Source organism: Jannaschia formosa, from assembly GCF_003340555.1.
In the GTDB taxonomy this organism is placed as follows: domain Bacteria; phylum Pseudomonadota; class Alphaproteobacteria; order Rhodobacterales; family Rhodobacteraceae; genus Jannaschia; species Jannaschia formosa.
In genome coordinates this window covers 28,390-49,293 of sequence record NZ_QPLJ01000026.1, presented here as the reverse complement: position 1 = coordinate 49,293, position 20,904 = coordinate 28,390, and the positions used below count along the sequence as shown (strand labels likewise).

Here is a 20,904-nt window from a genome sequence, read left to right as displayed (position 1 = left end):
CTGTCGAGAACCAGCCGCACCGCCCGCTCGCGCACCTCAGGAGAAAACTTGTTCGTGGTCTTGCTCATGATGCTCCACCCTACTCAGAAGTTGGAGCCTCCGGCAAACCCGGCGCGGTTCATCCTCTCCGCCGTCGCCCTCGCCGCAACCGTCACCTACTGGTTATGAGTCTGGAGCCTAGAAGCTTAGTACTACAGTTGCGCATTGTCAGCAGATGTGGCTCTTTGCGCTCCGTGGAGCGGGAGCGGAGGGTTGGGCGATGGCATCTGCGGTCTTGGCAGGTGCGCTGGTGGACTGGCGTGCGGAGCTCGATCATCTAAAGGCGCGGATGGGGTCTGCGTTCGGGCGCGCCGAGCAGCGCGCGACGGCCGCGGCGTTCGTGGACGGGCTGCTATCGGGGGCGGAGCGCAAGACGGGCTGGATGCTGGCCGAGCAGGCGGGGCTTGCGAAGCCCTACCGGGTGCAGTCTTTGCTCGGGCGCAGTCGGTGGTCGGCGGAGGCGTTGCGGGATCTGGTGCGGGACTACGCGCTGGAGGTGCTCGGTGATCCGGGCGGCGTTCTGATCGTGGACGAGACGGGGTTCCTCAAGCAGGGCCGGCACTCGGTGGGCGTGGGGCGGCAGTACTCGGGTACGGCTGGTCGGATCGAGAATTGCCAGGTCGGCGTGTTCGCCACCTACGCCAGCCGTTGGGCGATCGAGGAATGCTTCCTGCGCGCCAAGGACGACCTCGGCCTCGACCACTGCGAGGCCCGCTCCTGGCACGGCTGGCACCGCCACATGACCCTCGTCATGGCTGCGCAGGCGTTCCTCGCCACGCTCGCCGCCACGCAGGCCCGCGCCGCCTTCGGCAAACCATCCGAAGACAAAACGAGTCCGACGCCGCACGACGCCCCCGAAGCCGCATGACCGCCATGGCGGCGGGGACCATGAGCATGTCCGAGCTGCGCACCCTGATCGCCAAGCTCGTGATTCCACACCGGACACGTGCCGCCTTCGTCTGGCACTGGTCCCGATGGCGACGACAGCACCAAACCGCAGCCGCCACCTGTCATCGAAAACGAACGGAGTATATGCAACTGTAGTATTAGGATTGATGCGTCGGCAGGCTTTGATACACGCGCACCGCGCCCTACGGAGGACGGCGCAAGCGCTGGCGGAGCCTGCCTTTCAGGCCGCTTCGCAGGGCCCCGCCGTCGGCGCTCATGTGAACACCATCGCTGCTTTCGACGATGCTGTGCCTGTACGCGTGATTGGTGAGGACTACCTCATCTCGCTCCGAAGCTGATGAGTGGCTGGCATGTTTATCGGGTCATCTTGCGGTTTTTAAACCAGAGCGAACCCTCAGGATCCGTGGCCACCACTGACTCAACCGAGTCTGTTTTGATTTCTGGTCCTTCAGGACGAATGCCTCTCATATCAAAACCCAAAATTCTCGAGGTAAGAAATCCCGTCGTTGCAGCGTCTTACAAGCTCTGCACCAAATCGGCGCAGTCATGAGGTCCGGAGAATACCGGCGCTGAGAGACCGCTTCCGGGTCACTTGGTGCCCGAGCCAGTGCTCAGCCCCACCCGCATAACCCCCAAAAACAACGGAAAAATCCGGCCGCGGCCGGATCGAGAGAACGCTTTCGCAGGGGCAAGTGGCGGAGGGGACGGGACTGGCATCGAACGTTCTCTGGCCCGTAACCCATTGCAATATAGGGAAATCGTCTCAGTTCGCGGCGTCGTTCGATGCAATCGCGACCGGGAGCGAACTGTTCAAAGCTTCTGCTTCGCCGCCGTTAGCCGCAGCGGCATCCGCAGGCCGGCCGCGAAACTGCTGACCCCGACCCATGGCGGCGATGACCGCGAGATGGCACAATCTGCCCTATCCATCGAAGAATAGAAGGTCCGACAGCCGGACCCAGCCTTCCCATCCGCCTTGGCGGACCTTCTGCCAGCCCTCTACTTGATATGGTAGAAGGGCGATGCCGCAGCTTCGTGGAACGAGGCGTGCAAGCACTCGCGAGCCATCGGACGGCCAGGCCCGTAATGCCACGGCTTGCGGCTGCGTGAGGGGGCTGAGGCAGTGCGTCGGGCGCGACACCGCCGCAATGTAGCGGCGGTGCAGCCAGCCGGCATGGTGGCCGTCCTCGACCGGGCACCAGTTGCCCCGGCAGGTGTCCATCACAGTTAGTCCGCAGGTCGCATAGGGCAAGCGGGTCACGACCCGATGGCCGGTTCCGGGCCCGACGCGCAGGTTCAACGGATCGCCGGGCGCGACGTTGACGACGCAATGCTCGGCGCCCACGCGAACCGGTTCGGCCACCGCGTGACCCGACGAGCCAATGATCGCAATCGGCGCAAAAGCCAAGAGGAGCAGGAGGACACCTTTGGCAGACATCATTGAACCGCCTCGAGCACGTATTGCGCAGCGCCTTCGCCGAAGATCAGCGACCGTGTCGCCGGATCGAAAGCGAGCGGCATGGTGAAGAGCGGCCCTTCCCAGACGATTCAGCGTTCGGGTCTTGCGGGGTCAACGCGAACCTCGCCCGCCATCTCCCCGATGTCGAAGATCAGCCGGTCGCCCTCGCGCCGCAGGGCCACCTCGCCCAGGACACTCGACCGATACCGTCCCACGGCGGCACTGGCCACCTCGGGCGGGATCGTCTGCGCGCCGGCCCAGTCCGCGGCACGGCGGTCGGCCTCGGCCCGGGCAATCAGGGCGCCGGCATGGTGAGTTGCAGGCAGGTCGAACAGCACCTCGAGGAACCGCGCGCGGACCGCCTGGACGAAGTCGTTCGCCCGGCCCGCGTTGGTCAGGATCACGATGCCGGCACTCGCTTCGGGCAGGAAGGCTAACTCGCTCGTGAAGCCGAAGGTGTTGCCGCCGTGCTGTATCAGACGCTGACCCTTCCATTCCTCGACGAACCAGCCGAGCCCGTAGGACATGGTCGCGCTGACCGGCACTTGCGGCGCTGTGAGATGGGCAAGGCTCTCCGTCGAGACGATGCCGTTCCCGCCGCCGATAGCCAGAAGCGCCTGAAGGTAGCGTGCCATGTCCGCGCCAGTGGACCAGTGCGCGCCCGCCGGTGCCACGGGCAGGAGCGCGCCCTCGGTCTGGGCCGGCAGCAGGCTGCGCTGGCCCGCGCCATGGGGCGCGTGGGGCGTAGCGACATCTGCATCGGCCATGACCTCGGCAAAGTCGATCGTGGAGCGGGTCATGCCGAGCGGCGCGAACAGACGTTCTTCCAGCAAGCGGGCATAGCCGGCGTCCAGCGCACCCCATTCGGCCCCGTCGGCGGCGGCGGTGACCCAGCCGCCCGTCGCGACCAGCTGGTTGGAATACTGGAAGGCCTCGCCGAACCCGGTGAAGAACTCGAACGCGGTCAGAGAGCCGATCACCGCTTCGGCATCGAGTTCCGTCGCGTTGAACAGGAATTCCATGTCGCGCCGCGGCACACCCGAGCAGGCGCAGACGAGGTTCTGGACGGTGATCGTCTCCGAAAGCTCCGGATCGGCGACGGCAAAGCCTGGCAGGACGCTCTGCACCGGCTGGTCCCAGGAAAGGCGCCCCTCTTCGACCAGGCGGGCCATCAGCAGCGTCGTCATCGACTTGCCGACCGAACCGATCATCATCCGAGTGTCCGGTGTCACCGCATCGCTTGTCCCGAGGGCGCGGACGCCGAAGCCCTGAAGCATCCGCACCTCGCCGCCCTGCACCACGGCGACGACGGCGCCCGGCACGTCGAAGCGGGCGAGGTGATCCTGAACGTAGGCGCCCAGCGCATCCAGATCCGTCGCATCGAGGGCATCAGGCGCGATACCGGTGAGATCGACAGTTGCCATATCGGCAGGCTGAAACCCCGTCACGGCGATGTTCACCTGCGCGCCGCGCCGCTCGAGCGCGGCCAGCGTTCCGCGGATCAGGGTCACATGCAGGCGGCCGCCGCGGCTCTCGACGATGGCCTGCCGGATCACGTCGCCCTCGGGCGGATAGGCGAAGGCCGTCGCCGCCTCGACCCCATCCCGGGGTGGGGCCGGGACCACGGCGTGCGGGGCGGGCACAGTCTCGCCAGCGGCGCTCCAGGCGGCATCGACCGCCTGCGTAGGGTCGCTTGCATCCGACAAGCCGAACCAGAGCGCGATGTCACCCTCCGGACTGGTAAGCTCCACAAGGGATCCCGACCCGTCGAGCTGCCATCCCTCAGGCCGAACGAGGGCGAAGCGGTTTTCGGGATCTGTCCAACGGGTCATGGCATCGTCCTCGGCGCGAACGGATACGGTCGAGCCGATCAGAACCGCCCCGACAAGGAAGGTGGAAAGAAGAAGGTGTCTCATCGCGATGGTGCTCCGTTAACGGCCTGTCGGGCTATCGCCACGCCATCATGGCGGCGCGCGCCGCGGCTTCGTGCGGCAGGAGCGTGCGCTCACTCTTCGGCGGCAGACCGACATCGGCACGCAGCCGGTCATCGAGATGCGCGATCGCTGACGCCGTGCGGTGACGATTGCAGAGGCTCGAGAGGGTCTCTCTCAGGGGCAGGATGAAGCGAGGGGTCGCGAAGGTGGTATCGGCGAAGGTCATGGGTCTGGTTCCTTGAAGGGGATCATGAGGTCAAAATGCGAACCGCGCGCGGGCGCGGGCGATCGAGGGCGGCTCGGGCAGGGCCTCAGGCGTATGAGCGTCAGGCAGGCCTCGGCCGAGCGCAGTCACCACCGGTACGACACCGCCCCAGAGGCCGAGCGCATGATCGCCCTCGTCATCGACGGGCGGACCGCCGCGGACCTTGGCGCTCGCCGCTTCGATGCAGAGGGCGACGACCCCGGTGGCCTTGCGCTCCTGCGCGGTCATCGGGCGGATCTCGGCACAGCGGCCGGGAAGCAGATGCTCAGTGATGGCCTGCAGGGCGGTTTCCAGATCATCGGGGTCCGTCACCGCGCGGCCCGTCCCGTGGACCACCGCCGAGCGATAGTTCACCGAATGGTGGAACCCCGACCGCGCCGCCACGATCCCGTCGAGCAACGTGACGGTCATCGACAGGGGCGCCCCATCGGCCAGCTTTACGATCCGTGCCTTCGACGCGCCGTGCAGCCAGAGGCACCCGGGGCCACGGGCGTAGGCCATCGGCATCACCATCGGCCGGCCGTCGGCCACGAAGCCGACGTGGCCGACCATCCCGGCATCGAGGATCGCGTGGACGGTCGCCTCGTCGTAAAGGGCGCGCTTGGGGTTGCGGGCGCGGTTGAAGCGGGGCTGGTCAGTCATAGCGCATCTTCCTCTTTCAGATGGGCGCCTTCTGCCCCATTATCTGGCTCCATGGAGGAGCCAGTCGGAAGGCGTTTCATGGAACCAGTGGTCTTTGCGAGCCTTGTGACAGTCGCCCCCGACGCGTCCGAGACATTGGTCGTCCAGCTGTATCGCAGCATTCGGACAGCCGTTTTGGAGGGGCGGCTGACTGCAGGCGAGTCGCTACCCTCGTCGCGCGCGGCCTCGGCCCTTCTCGGCGTCGGGCGCAACACGGTGAATGCGGCCTACGAGCTTCTGGCCGCCGAGGGGCTGATCGAGGTCCGGCCCGGGACGCTGCCGCGCGTGGCGGCACTGGATCTCGGACGGGCGTCCGGTTCTACAGCGTCCGTCCGCCTGTCGGATCGCGCGCGGGCCGCAAGCACGACCCTTCGCCGGGGATTGTCTGAAGGCCGGCTTGCCCCCGGCTCGCCCGATCCGGCGCTGTTTCCCGCCGACGCCTGGGGCCGGGTCCTGCGCCGCGCCGCGCGGCACCGCCAGGACGGGGCCGAGGGCTATGCCCATTTTGAGGGCCTTCCTGAACTTCGCCAGGTCCTGGCCGACCAGTTGCACCGCCATCGCGGTCTGATCTGCTCGCCCGAGGATATCGTCGTGACGCCCGGAACGCAGGCGAGCCTAATGATTGCCGCAGCAACGTTCGCGGATCCGGGCGAGATCGCGCTGGTCGAGAGCCCTGGCTACATCAGCGCGCGCGCGACGTTCGAGGCAGCCGGGCTGACCTGCCGCGCGCTACCCGTGGACGCGCAGGGTGTCGATCCCGCAGCAGCGGACCTGACCGCTGTCCGGCTGATCTATCTCACGCCCTCGACGCAGTATCCCACGGGCGTGCGCCTGCCGATGCCGCGCCGCCTTGCCCTTGTCGAGGCCGCCCGCGCAACTGGCGCGATGATCGTCGAAGACGACTACGATAGCGAATTCGTCTGGGCAGGCAGAGGCATCGCCGCGTTGGCCGCTGTACCCGACGCCAGTCATGTCGTCTATCTGGGCAGCGCCGCCAAGAGCCTGCTGCCGGGTCTGCGCATCGGCTGGCTGGTGGCGCCCAAGGGCAGCGCCCACGCCGTTCAGGCGGTGCAGCGTAGGCTGGGCCTCGCGGCCAATGTTCACGCACAGGCGGCTCTGGCCGAGTTCATGGCGCAGGGGGCCTACCGCGCGCATGTCGCGGCGATCTCCTCGGCCTATCGCGAGCGCCTGCGGCTCGTCACGTCGGCGCTGACCGAGGCGCTCGGGGACCGCGTCCAGCTTTCCGCCCCCGATGGCGGCCTGCAGCTGACGGCCCGCTTGCCGGAGGTGGCCGATGACGGCCCGCTGCGCGCCTCGCTGAACGACGCGGGTTTCGCGGTGTCCTCTCTGTCCGACTATTTCCTCGATACCCCCGCGCAGGGGCTCGTCGTCGGGTTCGGCACCGCAAACGCCCGCGATGCGCGTCGCTTCGCCGAAACGCTGCGCCGGCTCCTGGACAAGGGCGACGGAGGATGAACCCGGACCGGCCCCTATCATTCGATGACGACTGGTTCTGTGCGGTGACCCACTTCTTCTGCATGGGTGGCGCCAGTTCTGCAGCAAGGCGTCAGCATGACCACCATCACGGCAATCCGACCCGCCCCGTCCCGCACCCGCGCTTTCTGGATCGACAGGCTGCGCGCGGGCCTCATCCTGCTGGTGATCCTGCACCACGCCGCCATCACCTATGGTGCGAGCGGCAGCTGGTTCTTCAAGGCAACCGAAGCGACAAGCGTCCCGCTCACCTTCCTCGCCGCCGTGAACCAGGCCTTCTTCATGGGGCTGTTCTTCATGATCTCGGGCGCGCTGACGCCGGCGTCGGTGGACAGGAAGGGCGCAGCCGCCTTCCTGTCCGAGCGCGCGCTCCGGCTCGGGCTGCCGGTGCTGGTCTTCGGCTTCCTGCTCGGCCCGCTGACCGTCGCGCTAGCCAGCGCCCCTGCCGGTGACATCCTCGCGGAAACGGGCCGACGTATCCTGCACGGCAACTTCATCCTTGGCCCGCTCTGGTTTCCGGCGGCTCTGCTGGTCTTCTCGATCGTCTTGGCGATCTGGCCGACGAGCACGGGCGAAACCCGGCCCGTGCCGCCCTTCGCGCATTGGCTCGGCCTCGCGCTCCTCACTGGCCACGCCGCCCTCGCGGTCCGGCAGGTCGTGCCGGTCGGCGCGACGGTCGCGGGCTTCCAGCTTGGCTACTTTGCATCCTACGTCGTTCTCTTCGCCGTCGGCGTGCGGGCGGGTCGGAACGGCTGGCTCGACCGTCTGCCGACGCGCAGCCTGTGGCGCTCAATTGCCGTGGGTCTGGCGGCGCTCCCCGTTCTGCCGGCCGTCCTGCTGTCAACCGATGCGCCCCGCTTCGAAACGGGCTTTTCGCTGGCCGCCATCTCCTATGCCTCCTGGGAGCCGCTGGTCGCCCTTGGCGCCATCGCGGCACTCATCCACTGGACCCAGCGCCACGGAGATCGCGCAGCGGCGTTCTGGGCTTGGGCGGCTGCGAACAGCTACGGCACCTTCATCCTGCACGCGCCGATCCTCGTGGGCCTGAGCCGTGTCCTCGATGCTCTCGGTGTCCCGTACGCCGTGGCCCTTCCCTTGTCAGTGGCGGCGACGGCGCTCGCGGCCTTCGGGCTGACCGCACTCCTGCGCCGGTCAGCAGCGGTACGACGCGTCCTGTGATGGCGTCGTCGAGCGCCTAGGATGCCGGGCTGTCGTCGTGCAGGGCCTGCGCGACGGCCGGACCGAGGGTGAATTCCGTAAAGCGCGCCGCGAACCCGGCGCGCTCGGGCGAGCAGGCCATCAGCCCGATCCGGACCGGCCCCTCGAGAAAGGGCGCCACCCGCAGGAGTTGCCAGCGCTTCGCTGCGTTGCGGGCCTGGATCACGATGGCGCCCCCTGTCCGCGACAGGCGCAGGCGCTGCGGTCCCGGCCTGGGACCGAGCGGCAGAGTGGACCAGTCGGAAGCCCCTTGCGTGACCACGACCGAGAGGTTCGCCACCCCGTCGGACAGCTCGATCCCCGCCTTGCTTGATCCAGTGCGCCTCGTCCCGGCGCAGCATCAGCCCGGCCTGGTCGTAAAGCGCACGATAGTCGCCGTCGAAGCCGACATGGGCCGTGAAGTCCCCCTCGACCGGCACCAGCAGCGCATGGCCGCTGTCGCGCCGGAAGCCGTAGAGCGTATCGCGCCAGAAATCCGTGCGGTCGCCGGTTTCGGCGGGTTCAACCACTCGGCCGAGTCCAGAGCGCTCAGCCCGGTCATGGTCTGTCTCCTCGCGTCAGGGTCATGCGGATCAGCGGTAGTTTCCGCCCGTGATCGTCGATCTCGCGCCGTCCCGTCTCGGCGAAGCCGCAGGCGGCATAGAAGGCACGCGCGCCGGCGTTGGCTTCGTAGACCTCGACCTCCAGCCGACCACGGACGCGGGCGGCATCGCGGATCAGCGCGCGCCCCGCACCCGAGCGGTGTGTCGCCGGATCGACGAAGAGCCCGCCAACGAGATCGTCCAGCAGAGCTATGAATCCAACCACCGCCCCGCCCCGTTCTGCCACAACGATTTCGGCCGCAGGCATGTAGACGTCGCGGACCTGCACAGCATCGGCATCGAGCGTCGCGGCATCGAGGAACGGATGCCCGGCCTCGGACGCCACGCGCCAGATCGCCAAGCAGCGTTCGAGGTCACGTCCAGCCTCATAGGGTCGCAGACCGAGTGCCGATCCGGCGCGCAGGTGGGGCCGAAGGATGTCGGAAAGGTTCGCGGGGTGGACGATGTCGGTGGTCTGCTCGAGCGCATTGAGCGACCACCATTCATGCCGGTCCAGAACCTGCACCTCATGCGCCGTGCGCCCGGAGGCGTCCATTCTCGCCGCGGGCACGCGGATCAGGAAGAACCGCTCCTGCGCCTCGACCCAGGTGCCGTCCGGCAGCTGTAGCGGAAAGTCGCGCACATGGACCGGGGCACCGGGGTCTTCAGCGATGATGCCTGTTTCCTCGGCCAGTTCGCGGATCGCCGCCGCTTCCCATGTTTCGTCGGGCTCCAGCGCCCCGCCCGGCGTGGCCCAGTAGACCTGCCCTGCCAAGGGGCCGTCGCGGTGATTGAACCGCAGGAGCAGGACACGGTCATCGGCATCGACGACGAGAAGGCGGGCAGAAGGACGCGGCCTCATACCCCTCGCTCCTTCGACCCTTCGAGCAGGGTGCCCGGCCGGCAGTCGCACGCTTGGCATATGAAGGAGAGGGGCTGGGACGGCATGCCATGCGCCTTACCGGATTTGAGATGCGACAGGTTCTGCTCTGTGATCTCGATGCGTTTTGGATCGTCTCTCAAGCACATCTTGCGGCGGTCCGGTATCGCGTCCAGCGTCACTCTGTTCAGTATGGGGCACGTTTACACGATTTCGGCGTTGTCGACGACAATCCGAACTGCGCGTGGGTGTCACGGATTCCTGTTCTTGCCAACGTCACCACCATCCGACAGGTGCCTCGGCGATCCTCCGCAGTGGGCACGCCTATCCCAGCTTGACGCTATCAATCGACCTCATTATAGGACGGTTGTCCGTTTTAAGGTGACTCGATGCCGAAGATTGCGAAGGAAGCCATGGAAGAGCGGCGCGCGCAGATCCTCGCTGCCGCGCGGCGCGTCTTCGCCGAAAAGGGGCTGTCGAAGGTCACCCTGCGCGACGTGTTCCGTGAGGCGGGGCTGAGCGCCGGGGCGGTCTACAACTACTTCCAGTCGAAGGACGACCTGATCCTCGGCGTGACGGAGGCGGGGATGGCCGAGGCGCTGTCGGCGTTCGGCGGTTCCGCCACCGGGGCCGACCTCGATGCGATCATCGACACTTTCTTCGATGCGTTGACCAACATGGACCCCGGTCAGGCCCCGCGTGTCGACCTGATGATCGCGGCCGAGGCGCTGGCCAATCCGGATCTCCATCGCGCGGTGGTGAAGAACCGCGCGGCGGTCAGGGCCGCGCTCGTGCGCCTGATCGAAGGGCGGCAGGCAACGCGCGGGGACTGGACCGGACATGCCGCCCCGGTCCTCGCCGACCTTCTCTACGCGACCTACCAGGGCCTGATCCTGTCGGTCGCACTGGGCGAAAGGCCCGACATCGCCGGGATCGGCCGCGCGCTGAAGGCCATGCGCTTCGCCTGATCCTCTTTTTTCGCCATAATAACGGACGGACGTCCGATTGAAGAAAGGAAAAAGACCCATGACGACCCTCTCCACCTCTCCCGCCCAAACCGGGGGTGCATCTCTGCGCCGGCCCCTCCGGATTGCTGCCGCTGCGCTGACGGCCATTGCGCTGATTGCCGCCGCGCAGGAAGGAGCGCGCCTGTGGACGCAGGCGCAGATGTCCCACGAAGCGACCTTCGCCAGCACCGGAACGCATGATCTGCGGCTCCTCTGCACCGGCGCCGGTGAGACGACCTTTGTGCTCGAGGCGGGCGCAACGGGTTTCGCCGAGACCTGGACCTGGGTCCAGGACGCGCTCGACGATGACGCGCGGGTGTGCTCCTACGACCGGGCTGGCATGGGGCTGAGCGAACAGTTGCCCGCGGGCTTCCAGCCCGGACAGGCGGCGCGCGACCTGCACGCCGCCCTGACCGATGCCGGCGAGGCCGGCCCCTTCGTGGTGGTAGGCCACTCACTGGGCGGCTTCTTCGCGCGCGATTTCGCGGCGCAGTTCCCAGCAGATACGGCTGCCGTTGTTCTGGTAGACGCCTCTCACGAGGATCAACTTGCCGCCTTCAGCAACGACATGGTGGCCGAGTTCCGCGCCTTTCCGGGGCTTCTGTCCGCACTGTCGGGCATCTCGATGACCGGGCTCCTGCATCTGTGGAACCCGCTCGAGGCCGGGGCCGCCGGGCTGGAGGGCGATGCGCTGGTGGCGGCGCGCGCGTTCGCCGGCGACCGCGTCCATCTCGCGACGTCCGCAGAGGAACTGCGGCATTGGGACGACATCACCGCCCGCGCCGCCGCACAGGATCTGCCCGCCGAACTGAGTGTCCTGGCCGTGACGGCAGGTAGCCCGGTGCCCGGCTCCGAGGATTTCTCGGATCTCGTTGAACCGCTCCACCGCGAGACCGCCGGCCGCTTTACCATGGGCGCACAGACGACGATCGAGGGCGCGGACCACTTCTCGATCCTGATGAACCGCGACCATGCCCGCACCCTCGCACAGCTCATCACGGACTACGTCGCCCGCACCGCCACGCCCGAGTGAGGCGGCAGCACTCCGCTACGCAGCACGGCCGGCAGCACCGTCGACAGGTGGTCCGCCACGAGGCGGACCATCGGCAGCCGCCGCAGGTCGTCGTGCAGGACGAGCCAGGCGTCTAGGCTCCAGTTCAAGAGGTCGGGCAGCACCGGCTCCAGAAGCGGGTCCCTTGCCGCGATACCTGCATGCATCACGCCGATCCCCAGCCTAGCCCGGATGCTCGCGATTTGGGCCGCCTCGCTGTCGGTCCGCAGGCGCAGGTCGGACCGACCAATGACGCCGCCGAACGCCTCCAGTCCTGCCAGCGCCGCAGGGTCACCATCCGGTCCGATCAGCACATGCGCCTTCAGGTCCGTCATGCTCTCGGGCCGGCCGGCGCCGTCAAGATAGGCGCGATGCGCAAAGAGACCGAGCGGCACGTCTCCCAGCCGCCGCGCGACGAGGCGGCCCTGCGCGGGGCGCGCCATGCGGATGGCAAGGTCGGCCTCCCGCCGCAGCAGGTCGGCGCTGTCGTTCGACAGCGCGAGTTCCACGGCGAGGCCCGGATGCGCGGCCAGCAGCGGGGCAAGAGCGGTCGGCAGAACCTCGGCGCCGACGACGTGGCTCGCAGCGATGCGGACGGTGCCGGCGCCCGCCTCCGGTGCGCTGGCCGCCCGCCGGGCGAGGCTGTCGGCGGTCAGCTGCATCGCTCGTGCCTCAGGGACCAGCGCTGCGGCGGCCTCGGTCAGCCCGAGACCCTGCGGCGTGCGCAGGAACAGGGTCTGGCCCACCGCAGACTCGAGGGTATCGATGTGGCGGCCGACCGTAGGCTGCGTGAGGCCGAGCGCGCGGGCGGCCGCCGACAGGCTGCCGGTCTCGGCCACTGCAAGAAAGCTGCGCCATAGCGCCCAGTCGATCCGGCTGTTCATGGTTTTCTGTGTAGCCTAGATGCAGAGATAGACAATTCTATTGGTGTCGAGATTCCGGCATGACAAGGCATTACTTCAGAAAAGGAACCCTGCCATGGCGTAGGTCTGCGTGACGAGAGGGGCGTCGACCTGCCCGTGCAGGTGCTCGACGATCTCGAACTCAAGATCATGGATCTTGCTCGGGCCCGGTTCGCGGCATGACGCGGGAACTGCACTGCCTGCAGTACGGCGAGCAGGAGATCCGGTACGAGATCGTCCGCCGTCCGAGGAAGACGCTAGAGATCGCTGTCGAGCCGGATGCTTCGGTGGTGATCGCGGCCCCGGAGGACACGACGCTCGACGCCATAGAAGCCAAGCTGCGGAAGCGCGCGGCATGGGTGACGCGGCAGCAGCGGTACTTCGCCCAGTTCCTTCCAAGAACACCGGAACGCAGGTTCGTCGCCGGGGAGACCCATCTCTACCTCGGGCGCCAGTATCGGCTGAAGGTCGTCCCGCATGTCCAGGAAAGCGTAAAGCTGATCCGCGGCTACATCGTTGTGCAGACACACCGGCCGACCAGGCCGGAGGTGACGCGCGAACTGGTCGAGGCATGGTACCGGGACCGGGCACACATCAAGTTTCCTGAGCGGATCGAGCTCTGTCTCGGCCACTTCCCGGATCCGGAGGCATTCAGGCCGAAAGCTCTCATTGTACGCCAGACCCGGCAGCGATCCCAAGCAGGCATAAACACGAGCAAGGCCGCGGAAGCACAGACGCAGCAACAAACAGTTCTTTGATCGCATGGAAAGGCGATCAGAATCTGTTTCAGGAACGCCTGAGCATGACCAGCGCAACCATCGACGCCATGCCGATCCCAGCTGTAAGCCAGATAGCCGACAGTCCCCACGCCGAGAGCGCGGCGCCAAAGATCAATGGTGCCGCCGCTTGGAGGATGCGCGCCGGCGCGTTCAGCCAGCCAATGCGCTGCCCGTAGCCAGCCGGCCCGAACAACGCGAGCGGCAGCGTGCCTTTTGCGATGGTCAGGATGCCATTGCCCGCGCCATGCAGGATGGCAAAAACGTAAGCAGCAGGTCCACCAAACGTCACCAGCGCCAAGGCTGCGACCGGATGGGCTGCAGCTGCGAGCCTGGTCGATGCGAGCGGGTGGAAGCGGCGCAGCAGGCTGAACTCCAGAACCCGCGCCGCAACCTGTGCCGGGCCTATGAGGGCTCCGGCCGCGATGGCGACGGCGGTGCTGGCCCCCGCTGTCTGCAGCAGCCCCGGCAGATGCGCAGCCATGGCCGTCGAGTTGAACCAAGTCGCAGCAAAGACGAAAGCCAAAAGTGTCAGCGCGAGGCGGGAGGGCGGAGGTCCATCGTCGCGCGGCATGTCCGACCCGACTGGCTTCTCGGTGCCCTTCGGCAGACACGCGTTCAGCGGCAGTGCCAGGAACAGATGGATCAGCGCCCAGCCGAGGCAGGCCTCCCGCCAGCCCCAAGTCGCCAGCATCAGACCCGAGAGCGGCCAGCCGACCGTGCTCGCGAAGCCTGCGATGAGGGTGATGCCGGTGATCGGCCCGCGCGCCTCCTTGCCATAGATCCCCGCTAGCGTGGCAAAGCCCGCTTCATACAGCCCGATCCCCATGCCAAGACCGATGACCGCCCAGCCTGCGAACAGGACCGTCGGCGATGGGGCCACCGCCAGCAGGCCAAGGCCCACGGCAAAGACGAGGTTGGATAGCATCAGCACGCCGCGCCCACCGATCCGGTCAATCCGCGCCCCGGCCCATGGTCCGACCATGGCAGACACCACCAACGCCATGGAAAACGCGCCGAAGACCCAGACCGGCGAAAGGCCAAGGTCTTCGGCCATGGGCACCGCCAGAACGGCGGGAATGTAGTAGCTCGAGGCCCAGCTGACGGTCAGCGATGAGCCGAGGGCGGTAACTATCAGCCCGCGCCGCGCTGGTGTCAGTCTTGCGATCATGATGGGTTCAATCAGGAAGGGAGCGGCGAGGCGGCGCTAGCTCGCCGCTTTGGCTCATGCCATCGAGGTCCAGAGCTGGAACAGCAGCCCCGAAGCGAAGGCGCCTGTCAGCGACAGCCCGATATAGAGCGCAAAGACCTGTGGCCGAGCGAGCGCCCAGACGGCCATGGCCGCGGGGAGCGAGGTCACGCCGCCCGCCACGAGGAAGGCCATGCCGGCCCCCGGCGCCATGCCCTGCTCGATCAACCCGCCCACCAGCGGCAGCGCCGCGTAGCCGTTGAGATAGGCCGGCACGCCCACAAGCGTCGCCGTGACGATGGGCATGAGTCCCTCGCCTCCAAGCGCCGCGGTCACGGTCTCAGCTGGAATCCACGCCAGCATCAGACTTTCAAGGATGAAAGCGAGCGTCAGCCACTTGGCGAGGAACAGCGTCGTGCTCAGCGCCGTCTTGCCGAACTTCGCGCGGCGTTCGGCGTCTTGCCAGAAGCGCCAGACGACAGGCTTTGGCGCGCGGATCTTCGCGCCGCCGCAGCCGCCATTGCCGATGCCCTCGCGCAGCGGATCGGTGAAGGCCCCACCCTTCATCATCAGGTGCACGACTGTTCCGCCGAACACGCCTAGCCCGATGGCGGCGACCGTCTTGGCCACCGCAAACTCGAGGTCGAGCACGCCCGCGGTCAGCACGAACATCGACGGGTCCATGATCGGCGAGGCGAGCCAGAAGGCCATTACGGCCGACAACGGCACGCCCATGGCCAGCAGCGCCGCGATCAGCGGGATCACACCGCAAGAGCAGAAGGGCGATACACCGCCCGCCAGCGCGCCCAGCCCGATCATCAGGAGCGGCGCGCCTGTGAACGCCTTGGCGATCAGATTATCCGCGCCTGTAGCCCCCGCCCAGGCGGCAATGGCGATGGACAGGATCAGGAAGGGCGCCGTGTTCAGCAGTGCAGTGCCTGCAAAGAGCGCGCTATCAGCGGCCTGGGGCGTGTCGAACACTGCCAGCGCCACAAGGATCAGCGCCGAGGCAAGCCAGACCCGCTGGTCTTGCCATAGTTGGCGCAGGGTGGACCGGAGGCCAACCGTCGAAAGGGTCGTGTCTGTCATCACTAAATCTCCGGAATTGCCGTTGTATCAGGCCAAGAAAAAAGACGGCGCCAGCATCATGCCGCATCCTCCGAGGGCCGCACCGTGACGCCTGCGCAGCATTCGGAGGTCAGAAAGCCGACCACCCGGTGCATGGCGGGGAAATCGACACGGTTGAACACCTCGCGGCCCTGCTTGTCCTGTAGCACCAATCCGGCATCGACCAGCGTCGACAGGTGATGCGCGAGCGTTGAGGGCGCGAGCCCCAGATGGTCGCCGATATCGCTCACGCGAAGCCCGTCGCCGCCTGCCTTCACCAGCAGACGAAAGATCGACAGGCGGGCATCATGGCCGAGGGCGGCAAGGGCGCGGGCGTTGGGGCTGGTTGTGGTCATAGCACCCAAACTAACCACATTTCTAGTTTTGTAAATGATTCAAAATCAGATCCGCGACTCGTTAACCCTTCGCGAGGTCTGCTCCGCGCTTTCGATGCGCTCGGAATACCGGTCCGTCAGCGCCGCAGACCGTGCACGAGTCATCCACGTGAACTTCATCAGCTCTTCGCAGACATCGACAAGCCGCAGGTAGAGCGGCGACGGACGCATCCGGAGAGCCTGATCGAACTCGTCCCAGGCGCGCGGCACCGAGGATTGGTTCGGGATCGTGACCATGCGCATCCAGCGGCCGAGGATGCGCATCTGGTTCACCGCGTTGAAGCTCTGAGACCCGCCGCAGACCTGCGTCAGTGCCAGCGTCTTGCCTTGGGTCGGCCGCACGCCGCCCGTCGAGAGCGGGATCCAGTCGATCTGCGCCTTCATGATGGCAGACATGGCCCCGTGGCGCTCTGGAGAACTCCAGACCATCCCCTCCGACCAGATGGCGAGGTCGCGAAGCTCCTGCACCTTCGGATGCGCCGTATCGGCATCGTCCGGCAACGGCAGGCCGCTCGGATCGAAGCGTCTGACCTCCGCCCCGAACCATCGCAGCAGGCGCTCGGCTTCGTCGCCGACGGCGCGGGAATAGGAGCGCTCCCGGACCGAGCCGTGCAGGATCAGGATGCGCGGCGGATGGCCCGGATCGTCCGGAGCGGCGAACAGGCCGGGATCGATGGGACGCAGATGCGCCGGGTCGATATTGGGCAGGTCCGGAATCATGCGAAGCGGGCGCGGGTGCGGTTGGCGAACGCGACGAGCGACAGCATCACCGGCACCTCGACGAGCACGCCCACCACCGTGGCGAGCGCCGCGCCCGAATTCAGGCCGAACAGGCTGATGGCCACGGCGACGGCGAGCTCGAAGAAGTTCGACGTGCCGATCAGCGCGCAGGGTGCTGCGATCCGGTGCGGCACGCGCAATGCGTAGGCGGCGGCGTAGGCCATCGCAAAGATGCCATAGGACTGGATCAGGATCGGCACCGCGATCAGCGCGATGACCTGCGGCCTGTCCAGGATCACCTGCCCCTGAAGGCCGAACAGGATCGTCACCGTCGCGATCAGGCCCACGACGCCCCACGGCTTCACCCGCTCGCGGAAGGCCGCGATCCGGTCCGCGCTGCCGAGCATCCGCCGCGTCCAGAGCCCCGCCGCCAGCGGCAGCGCGACGAAGAGCACGACCGAGAGGACCAGCGTCTCCCACGGTACCACGATGTCGGTGACGCCGAGCAGGAACGCGACGATGGGCGCGAAGGCGAAGACCATCACCACGTCGTTCACCGAGACCTGCAGGAGCGTGTACCCTTCGTCGCCGCGCGTGAGCTGCGACCAGACGAAGACCATCGCGGTGCACGGCGCGGCGCCCAGCAGGATCAGGCCTGCGATGTATTGCTGCGCGTCCTCCGGCGCGATGAGGTCGGCAAAGACGACCTCGAAGAACAGGACGCCAAGCGCGGCCATGGTGAACGGCTTGATCAGCCAGTTGACTGCGAGCGTGATGGCAAGGCCCTTCGGCTGCTTCACCACATCCCTCAGGCTACCCGGGTCGACGCCGACCATCATCGGGTAGACCATCGCCCAGATCAGGACCGCGACCACCAGGTTGACGCTCGCCACTTCCGCAGCGGCGACCGCCTCGACCAGCCCGGGCGCCATGGTGCCGATGGCGATGCCCGCCAGCATCGCCAAGGCAACCCAGACAGTCAGGTAACGCTCGAAGACGCTCATGCCGGTGTGACCTGCGGGTGCTCGGGACTGAGGCGGCCGGACGCCAGCGCGGAGAGCGCGACCATCGCTGTCGCGGTTCCCAGCATCAGAGCGAGGCCGCCCGCCTGGTAGGTGAGGCCCGAGAGCACGGTGCCGAGGAGGCGCCCGCCGGCATTGGCCATGTAGTAGAAGCCGACATCCATCGTCACCCGCTCGGCCCTGGTGAAGGCGAGGATCAGATAGGAATGCAGCGCCGAGTTCACCGCAAAGACGCCGCCGAAGATCAGCAGGCCCGCCACCAGCGTAGCCGTAAGCCAGGGCTGCGGCTCGGCCGAGACAAACGCCGCCGCGGTCAGGGCCGCCGGGATCGCGGTCAGCGTCCAGGCCCAGCCGCGGGCCTTGCCGACGAGGTCGGCCTCTGGCGTGGTGGCCGCGCGCAGGAGCCGTGGGGCCGCCGCTTGCACTGCGCCATAGAGGATGATCCACAGCGCCATGAAGGTGCCGATCATGAAGAATGCGGCGCGGTTGCCCTCTTCCGTGCCGTCGGACAGCACGGCGTAGAAGTAGATGGGGATGCCGACGACGAACCATACGTCCCGCGCGCCGAAGAGGAACACGCGTGCGGCGGAGAGCCAGTTGACGTTGGCCGACTTCGAGAACACTTCCGAAAACTTCGCGCCCTTGCGACCCTTCGGCAGGCCCGACGGCATGGCGATCAGGACGGCGACGAGGATGGCGGCAAGGACCGCCGCCATCGCCAGCACCGCCCAGGTGAAGCCGACCGTGGCCAGAAGTGCAGCGCCGAGCAGGAAGCCCAGCCCCTTCACCGCATTCTTCGATCCCGTCAAAATCGCGACCCAGCGGAAGAGTCCGCCTTGCGCGGTAGGCGCGAGGATCTTTACGGCCGACTTGGAAGACATCTTGGCGAGGTCCTTGGCAACGCCGCTCGCGCCCTGCACGACCATGACGAAAGCCACGGACAGCCCGATGGCCCAGCCGGGATCGAGCTGCGCCAGCGCGAGCAGCGCCATGACCTGAAGCCCGAGCCCCGCATAGAGCGTCGAGGTCAGCCCGAACCGCGCCGCAACCCAGCCGGCGCCGAGGTTCGTGACCATCCCCGCCACCTCATAGAGCACGAAGAGGTAGGCGAGCTGCACCGGCGTGAAGCCGAGCGTGTGGAAGTGCAGCAGGACCAGCATCCGGAGCGCGCCGTCCGTCAGCATGAAGGCCCAGTAGGAGGCCGTGACGGCGATGTAGGCGGATAGGCCGTCCGGGCGGCTCAAAGCGACGCCCCAACCATCAGCGCGACATCGACGAGGCGATGCGCGTAGCCCATCTCGTTGTCGTACCAGGCGTAGACCTTCACCTGCGTGCCGTTCACGACCATCGTGGAAGGCGCATCGACGATGCTCGATCTTGTGTCGTTCACGTAATCTGCCGACACCAGCGGCCGTTCCTCGTAGCCGAGGATGCCGTTCAGCGGCCCTTCGGCGGCCGCCTTGAAAAGGGCGTTCACCTCCTCGGCCGTGGTCTCGCGCTCGACCTCGAACACGCAATCGGTGATTGACGCGTTCAGCAGTGGCACGCGCACGGCATGGCCGTTCAGCCGGCCCTTCAGCTCGGGATAGATCAGCGTGATCGCGGTGGCCGAGCCGGTCGTCGTCGGGATCAGCGAATTCAGCGCTGAGCGCGCGCGGCGCAGGTCCTTGGCAGGGCGGTCGACGATTGTCTGCGTATTGGTCACGTCATGGATCGTGGTGATCGAGCCGTGACGGATGCCGATGGCCTCGTGGATCACCTTGACCACCGGGGCGAGGCAGTTGGTGGTGCAGGAGGCCGCGGTGACGATGCGGTGCCGTGCCGGCTCGTAGATCTCGTGGTTCACGCCGTAGACGATGTTGGCCGCGTCGCCATCCTTGACCGGCGCCGAGACCCCAACCTTCTTGACCCCCGCCTCAAAATAGGGCGCTAGCTTCACTTCCGTCTTGAAAACGCCGGTGCAGTCGATGACCACGTCGACGCCGTCGAGCGGCAGGGCCGAGATGTCCTTCGTGCCGATGAAGGGCAGCCGCCTTCCGTCGATGGTGACGCTGCTCTCATCCGCTGCAAATGCCGCGTTCCAGCGTCCATGGATCGTGTCGAACTCCAGCAGGTGCGCGTGCATCGCCGCATCGCCCACGGCGTCGTTGATCCAGGCGATCTCGGCCCCCCGCTCCAGCAGGGGTCGCAGTGCCAGCTTGCCGATCCTGCCGAGCCCGTTCACCGCATAGACGGTCACGCCGGCGCTCCGGTTTGCGCTGTGCCAACGTCGCCCGCATCCCGGGCGCGGCCGATGTCGTCCACCGCCTTCTGCAGCGAGATGCGATCGAGCGAAGAGATTGGAAGCGCGGTGAAGGCTCTGATCCGGTTGTACAAGGCGCCGTAGGCCTGATGGAACGCGAGGCTTTTCTGCACGCGGGTGCCATCCGCATTCACGGGATCGGGCATCCCCCAATGGGCGCTGACGGGCTGACCCGCCCAGGCCGGACAGTCCTCGTTCGCAGCCTGGTTGCAGACCGTGAAGACAAAATCGAACTTCGGCGCGTATTCGCCCTGGAACTCGGACACATTTTTCGAGCGCAGGACGGATACGTCATACCCCTTTTGCGCGAGCACTTCGAGCGCGAACGGGTTGAGTTCCGAGTAGGGTCTCGTGCCGGCCGAGTAGACATCGAAGCGGTCGCCTCCCTCCTTGCGGAGGATGGACTCGGCAAAGATCGAGCGGGCGGAATTTCCGGTGCAGATGAAAAGCACCTTGTACCTAGGGTCGGTCATGGCCGTTGTTCCTGTGATCTGTGGGAGTGAAACTGGCGAGCAGAACTCCGGCCGACCGCGGCAGCAGTCGAGGAGCAGGTAATCGAAGGTGCGCCGGACCTCCGTTATGGCGATGGCGTAGCGCAGCGACGTCCCCGCCCGCTCCTGGGTCACCAGTCCGGCCTGCATCAATGCGGACAGATAGGCCGACAGCGTGGACGCCTTCAGCCCGAGCGCCTCGGCCAGTTCTCCGGCAGGCACGCGATCGGGATAGCGACGCATGAGCAGCCGAAAGATAGCCAGGCGCTGCGGATGGCCGAGCGTCGCGAGACGTGAGGGAATCAGTCCTTCCATATTTCGTGGATAACAGGAATATGTAGCGGAACAATCTCAATCCGGCTCTGTCACAAGATCTTCACGAGCATGACCGCGTCTGTTCGCGCAGCACGGCGTAATCACTCAGCATCTCAGCAATGGCCGAGCTATCCGACAATGCTCTGAGTTCCTCGGCCGCTCGCGCCTGG

The 20,904-nt window shown here is 66.8% G+C and carries 21 protein-coding genes and 2 pseudogenes; 6 read left to right on the top strand and 17 right to left on the bottom strand.

Annotation, left to right across the window (positions count from 1 at the left end):
• Nucleotides 1-259 precede the first annotated feature (259 nt).
• Nucleotides 260-688: pseudogene (locus DR046_RS24390) on the top strand (IS701 family transposase); the annotation flags it as partial.
• 1,179 nt (nucleotides 689-1,867) lie between these two features.
• Here DR046_RS24390 and DR046_RS19030 read toward each other — a convergent pair.
• From DR046_RS19030 to DR046_RS19015, 4 genes are all read right to left on the bottom strand, one after another.
• Nucleotides 1,868-2,383, bottom strand: a complete 516-nt coding sequence (locus DR046_RS19030) for an SH3 domain-containing protein (protein ID WP_167767187.1) — start codon at nucleotides 2,381-2,383, stop codon at nucleotides 1,868-1,870.
• A gap of 110 nt (nucleotides 2,384-2,493) precedes the next feature.
• Entirely contained in the window at nucleotides 2,494-4,236 is a 1,743-nt protein-coding gene (locus tag DR046_RS19025) for a serine hydrolase domain-containing protein (RefSeq protein WP_167767186.1), read from the bottom strand.
• 115 nt (nucleotides 4,237-4,351) lie between these two features.
• On the bottom strand, nucleotides 4,352-4,564 hold the full coding sequence (locus DR046_RS19020) for a hypothetical protein (RefSeq protein WP_115383954.1): 213 nt from the start codon (nucleotides 4,562-4,564) through the stop codon (nucleotides 4,352-4,354).
• A gap of 30 nt (nucleotides 4,565-4,594) precedes the next feature.
• Nucleotides 4,595-5,245, bottom strand: a complete 651-nt coding sequence (locus DR046_RS19015; protein ID WP_115383953.1) for a pyridoxamine 5'-phosphate oxidase family protein — start codon at nucleotides 5,243-5,245, stop codon at nucleotides 4,595-4,597.
• Nucleotides 5,246-5,323: 78 nt separating this feature from the next.
• On the opposite strand from DR046_RS19015, the gene pdxR reads away from it, so the two are divergent.
• The gene (gene pdxR / locus DR046_RS19010; RefSeq protein WP_167767185.1) at nucleotides 5,324-6,760 is read left to right on the top strand and encodes a MocR-like pyridoxine biosynthesis transcription factor PdxR; all 1,437 of its coding nucleotides are present in this window, start codon (nucleotides 5,324-5,326) and stop codon (nucleotides 6,758-6,760) included.
• A 96-nt stretch (nucleotides 6,761-6,856) separates the two neighbouring features.
• Nucleotides 6,857-7,957: an acyltransferase family protein gene (locus tag DR046_RS19005; protein ID WP_115383951.1), complete on the top strand. Its 1,101-nt coding sequence runs from the start codon at nucleotides 6,857-6,859 to the stop codon at nucleotides 7,955-7,957.
• Between the two features lie 16 nt (nucleotides 7,958-7,973).
• On the opposite strand, the gene DR046_RS24710 is transcribed toward DR046_RS19005, so the two are convergent.
• The 4 genes and pseudogenes from DR046_RS24710 to DR046_RS24705 form a co-directional block, all read right to left on the bottom strand.
• Nucleotides 7,974-8,294 carry a DUF1349 domain-containing protein gene (locus DR046_RS24710; protein ID WP_115383950.1) on the bottom strand — a complete coding sequence of 107 codons (321 nt, stop codon included), beginning with the start codon at nucleotides 8,292-8,294 and terminating at the stop codon, nucleotides 7,974-7,976.
• 25 nt (nucleotides 8,295-8,319) lie between these two features.
• A pseudogene (locus tag DR046_RS24935) lies at nucleotides 8,320-8,505 on the bottom strand (DUF1349 domain-containing protein); the annotation flags it as partial.
• Nucleotides 8,506-8,533: 28 nt separating this feature from the next.
• Nucleotides 8,534-9,439: a GNAT family N-acetyltransferase gene (locus tag DR046_RS18995; protein WP_245191010.1), complete on the bottom strand. Its 906-nt coding sequence runs from the start codon at nucleotides 9,437-9,439 to the stop codon at nucleotides 8,534-8,536.
• Complete coding sequence (locus DR046_RS24705; protein ID WP_115383962.1) at nucleotides 9,436-9,606, bottom strand: helix-turn-helix domain-containing protein; 171 nt, start codon at nucleotides 9,604-9,606, stop codon at nucleotides 9,436-9,438. The genes DR046_RS18995 and DR046_RS24705 overlap by 4 nt, the downstream gene beginning before the upstream one ends.
• Nucleotides 9,607-9,846: 240 nt before the next feature.
• Here DR046_RS24705 and DR046_RS18980 point away from each other — a divergent pair, with 240 nt between their 5' ends.
• Nucleotides 9,847-10,425, top strand: coding sequence for a TetR/AcrR family transcriptional regulator (locus tag DR046_RS18980; protein ID WP_115383949.1), 579 nt, complete (start codon nucleotides 9,847-9,849; stop codon nucleotides 10,423-10,425).
• 58 nt (nucleotides 10,426-10,483) lie between these two features.
• Nucleotides 10,484-11,497: an alpha/beta fold hydrolase gene (locus DR046_RS18975; RefSeq protein ID WP_115383948.1), complete on the top strand. Its 1,014-nt coding sequence runs from the start codon at nucleotides 10,484-10,486 to the stop codon at nucleotides 11,495-11,497.
• On the opposite strand, the gene DR046_RS18970 is transcribed toward DR046_RS18975, so the two are convergent.
• Nucleotides 11,467-12,399, bottom strand: a complete 933-nt coding sequence (locus DR046_RS18970; protein ID WP_115383947.1) for a LysR family transcriptional regulator — start codon at nucleotides 12,397-12,399, stop codon at nucleotides 11,467-11,469. The two genes, DR046_RS18975 and DR046_RS18970, sit on opposite strands and share 31 nt — an antisense overlap.
• Nucleotides 12,400-12,596: 197 nt before the next feature.
• Here DR046_RS18970 and DR046_RS18965 point away from each other — a divergent pair, with 197 nt between their 5' ends.
• A complete protein-coding gene (locus tag DR046_RS18965; protein WP_245191009.1) occupies nucleotides 12,597-13,175 on the top strand; it encodes a M48 family metallopeptidase in 579 nt (192 codons plus the stop codon).
• 28 nt (nucleotides 13,176-13,203) lie between these two features.
• Here DR046_RS18965 and DR046_RS18960 read toward each other — a convergent pair whose 3' ends face one another.
• The 8 genes from DR046_RS18960 to DR046_RS18925 are packed head-to-tail and all read right to left on the bottom strand — an operon-like array spanning nucleotide 13,204 to nucleotide 20,734.
• On the bottom strand, nucleotides 13,204-14,364 hold the full coding sequence (locus DR046_RS18960) for an MFS transporter (RefSeq protein WP_115383946.1): 1,161 nt from the start codon (nucleotides 14,362-14,364) through the stop codon (nucleotides 13,204-13,206).
• 54 nt (nucleotides 14,365-14,418) lie between these two features.
• Nucleotides 14,419-15,471, bottom strand: coding sequence for a permease (locus DR046_RS18955; RefSeq protein WP_115383945.1), 1,053 nt, complete (start codon nucleotides 15,469-15,471; stop codon nucleotides 14,419-14,421).
• 56 nt (nucleotides 15,472-15,527) lie between these two features.
• Nucleotides 15,528-15,845: an ArsR/SmtB family transcription factor gene (locus DR046_RS18950; protein WP_115383944.1), complete on the bottom strand. Its 318-nt coding sequence runs from the start codon at nucleotides 15,843-15,845 to the stop codon at nucleotides 15,528-15,530.
• A 45-nt stretch (nucleotides 15,846-15,890) separates the two neighbouring features.
• Nucleotides 15,891-16,604, bottom strand: coding sequence for an arsenical resistance protein ArsH (arsH, locus tag DR046_RS18945; protein ID WP_115383943.1), 714 nt, complete (start codon nucleotides 16,602-16,604; stop codon nucleotides 15,891-15,893).
• Complete coding sequence (gene arsB, locus DR046_RS18940; RefSeq protein ID WP_115383942.1) at nucleotides 16,601-17,608, bottom strand: ACR3 family arsenite efflux transporter; 1,008 nt, start codon at nucleotides 17,606-17,608, stop codon at nucleotides 16,601-16,603. Before arsB ends, arsH begins: the two co-directional genes overlap by 4 nt.
• Nucleotides 17,605-18,870, bottom strand: a complete 1,266-nt coding sequence (gene arsJ / locus DR046_RS18935; RefSeq protein ID WP_115383941.1) for an organoarsenical effux MFS transporter ArsJ — start codon at nucleotides 18,868-18,870, stop codon at nucleotides 17,605-17,607. The genes arsB and arsJ overlap by 4 nt, the downstream gene beginning before the upstream one ends.
• Entirely contained in the window at nucleotides 18,867-19,865 is a 999-nt protein-coding gene (locus tag DR046_RS18930) for an ArsJ-associated glyceraldehyde-3-phosphate dehydrogenase (RefSeq protein WP_115383940.1), read from the bottom strand. Before DR046_RS18930 ends, arsJ begins: the two co-directional genes overlap by 4 nt.
• A complete protein-coding gene (locus tag DR046_RS18925) occupies nucleotides 19,862-20,734 on the bottom strand; it encodes an arsenate reductase/protein-tyrosine-phosphatase family protein (protein ID WP_115383939.1) in 873 nt (290 codons plus the stop codon). Before DR046_RS18925 ends, DR046_RS18930 begins: the two co-directional genes overlap by 4 nt.
• Between the last annotated feature and the right edge of the window lie 170 nt (nucleotides 20,735-20,904).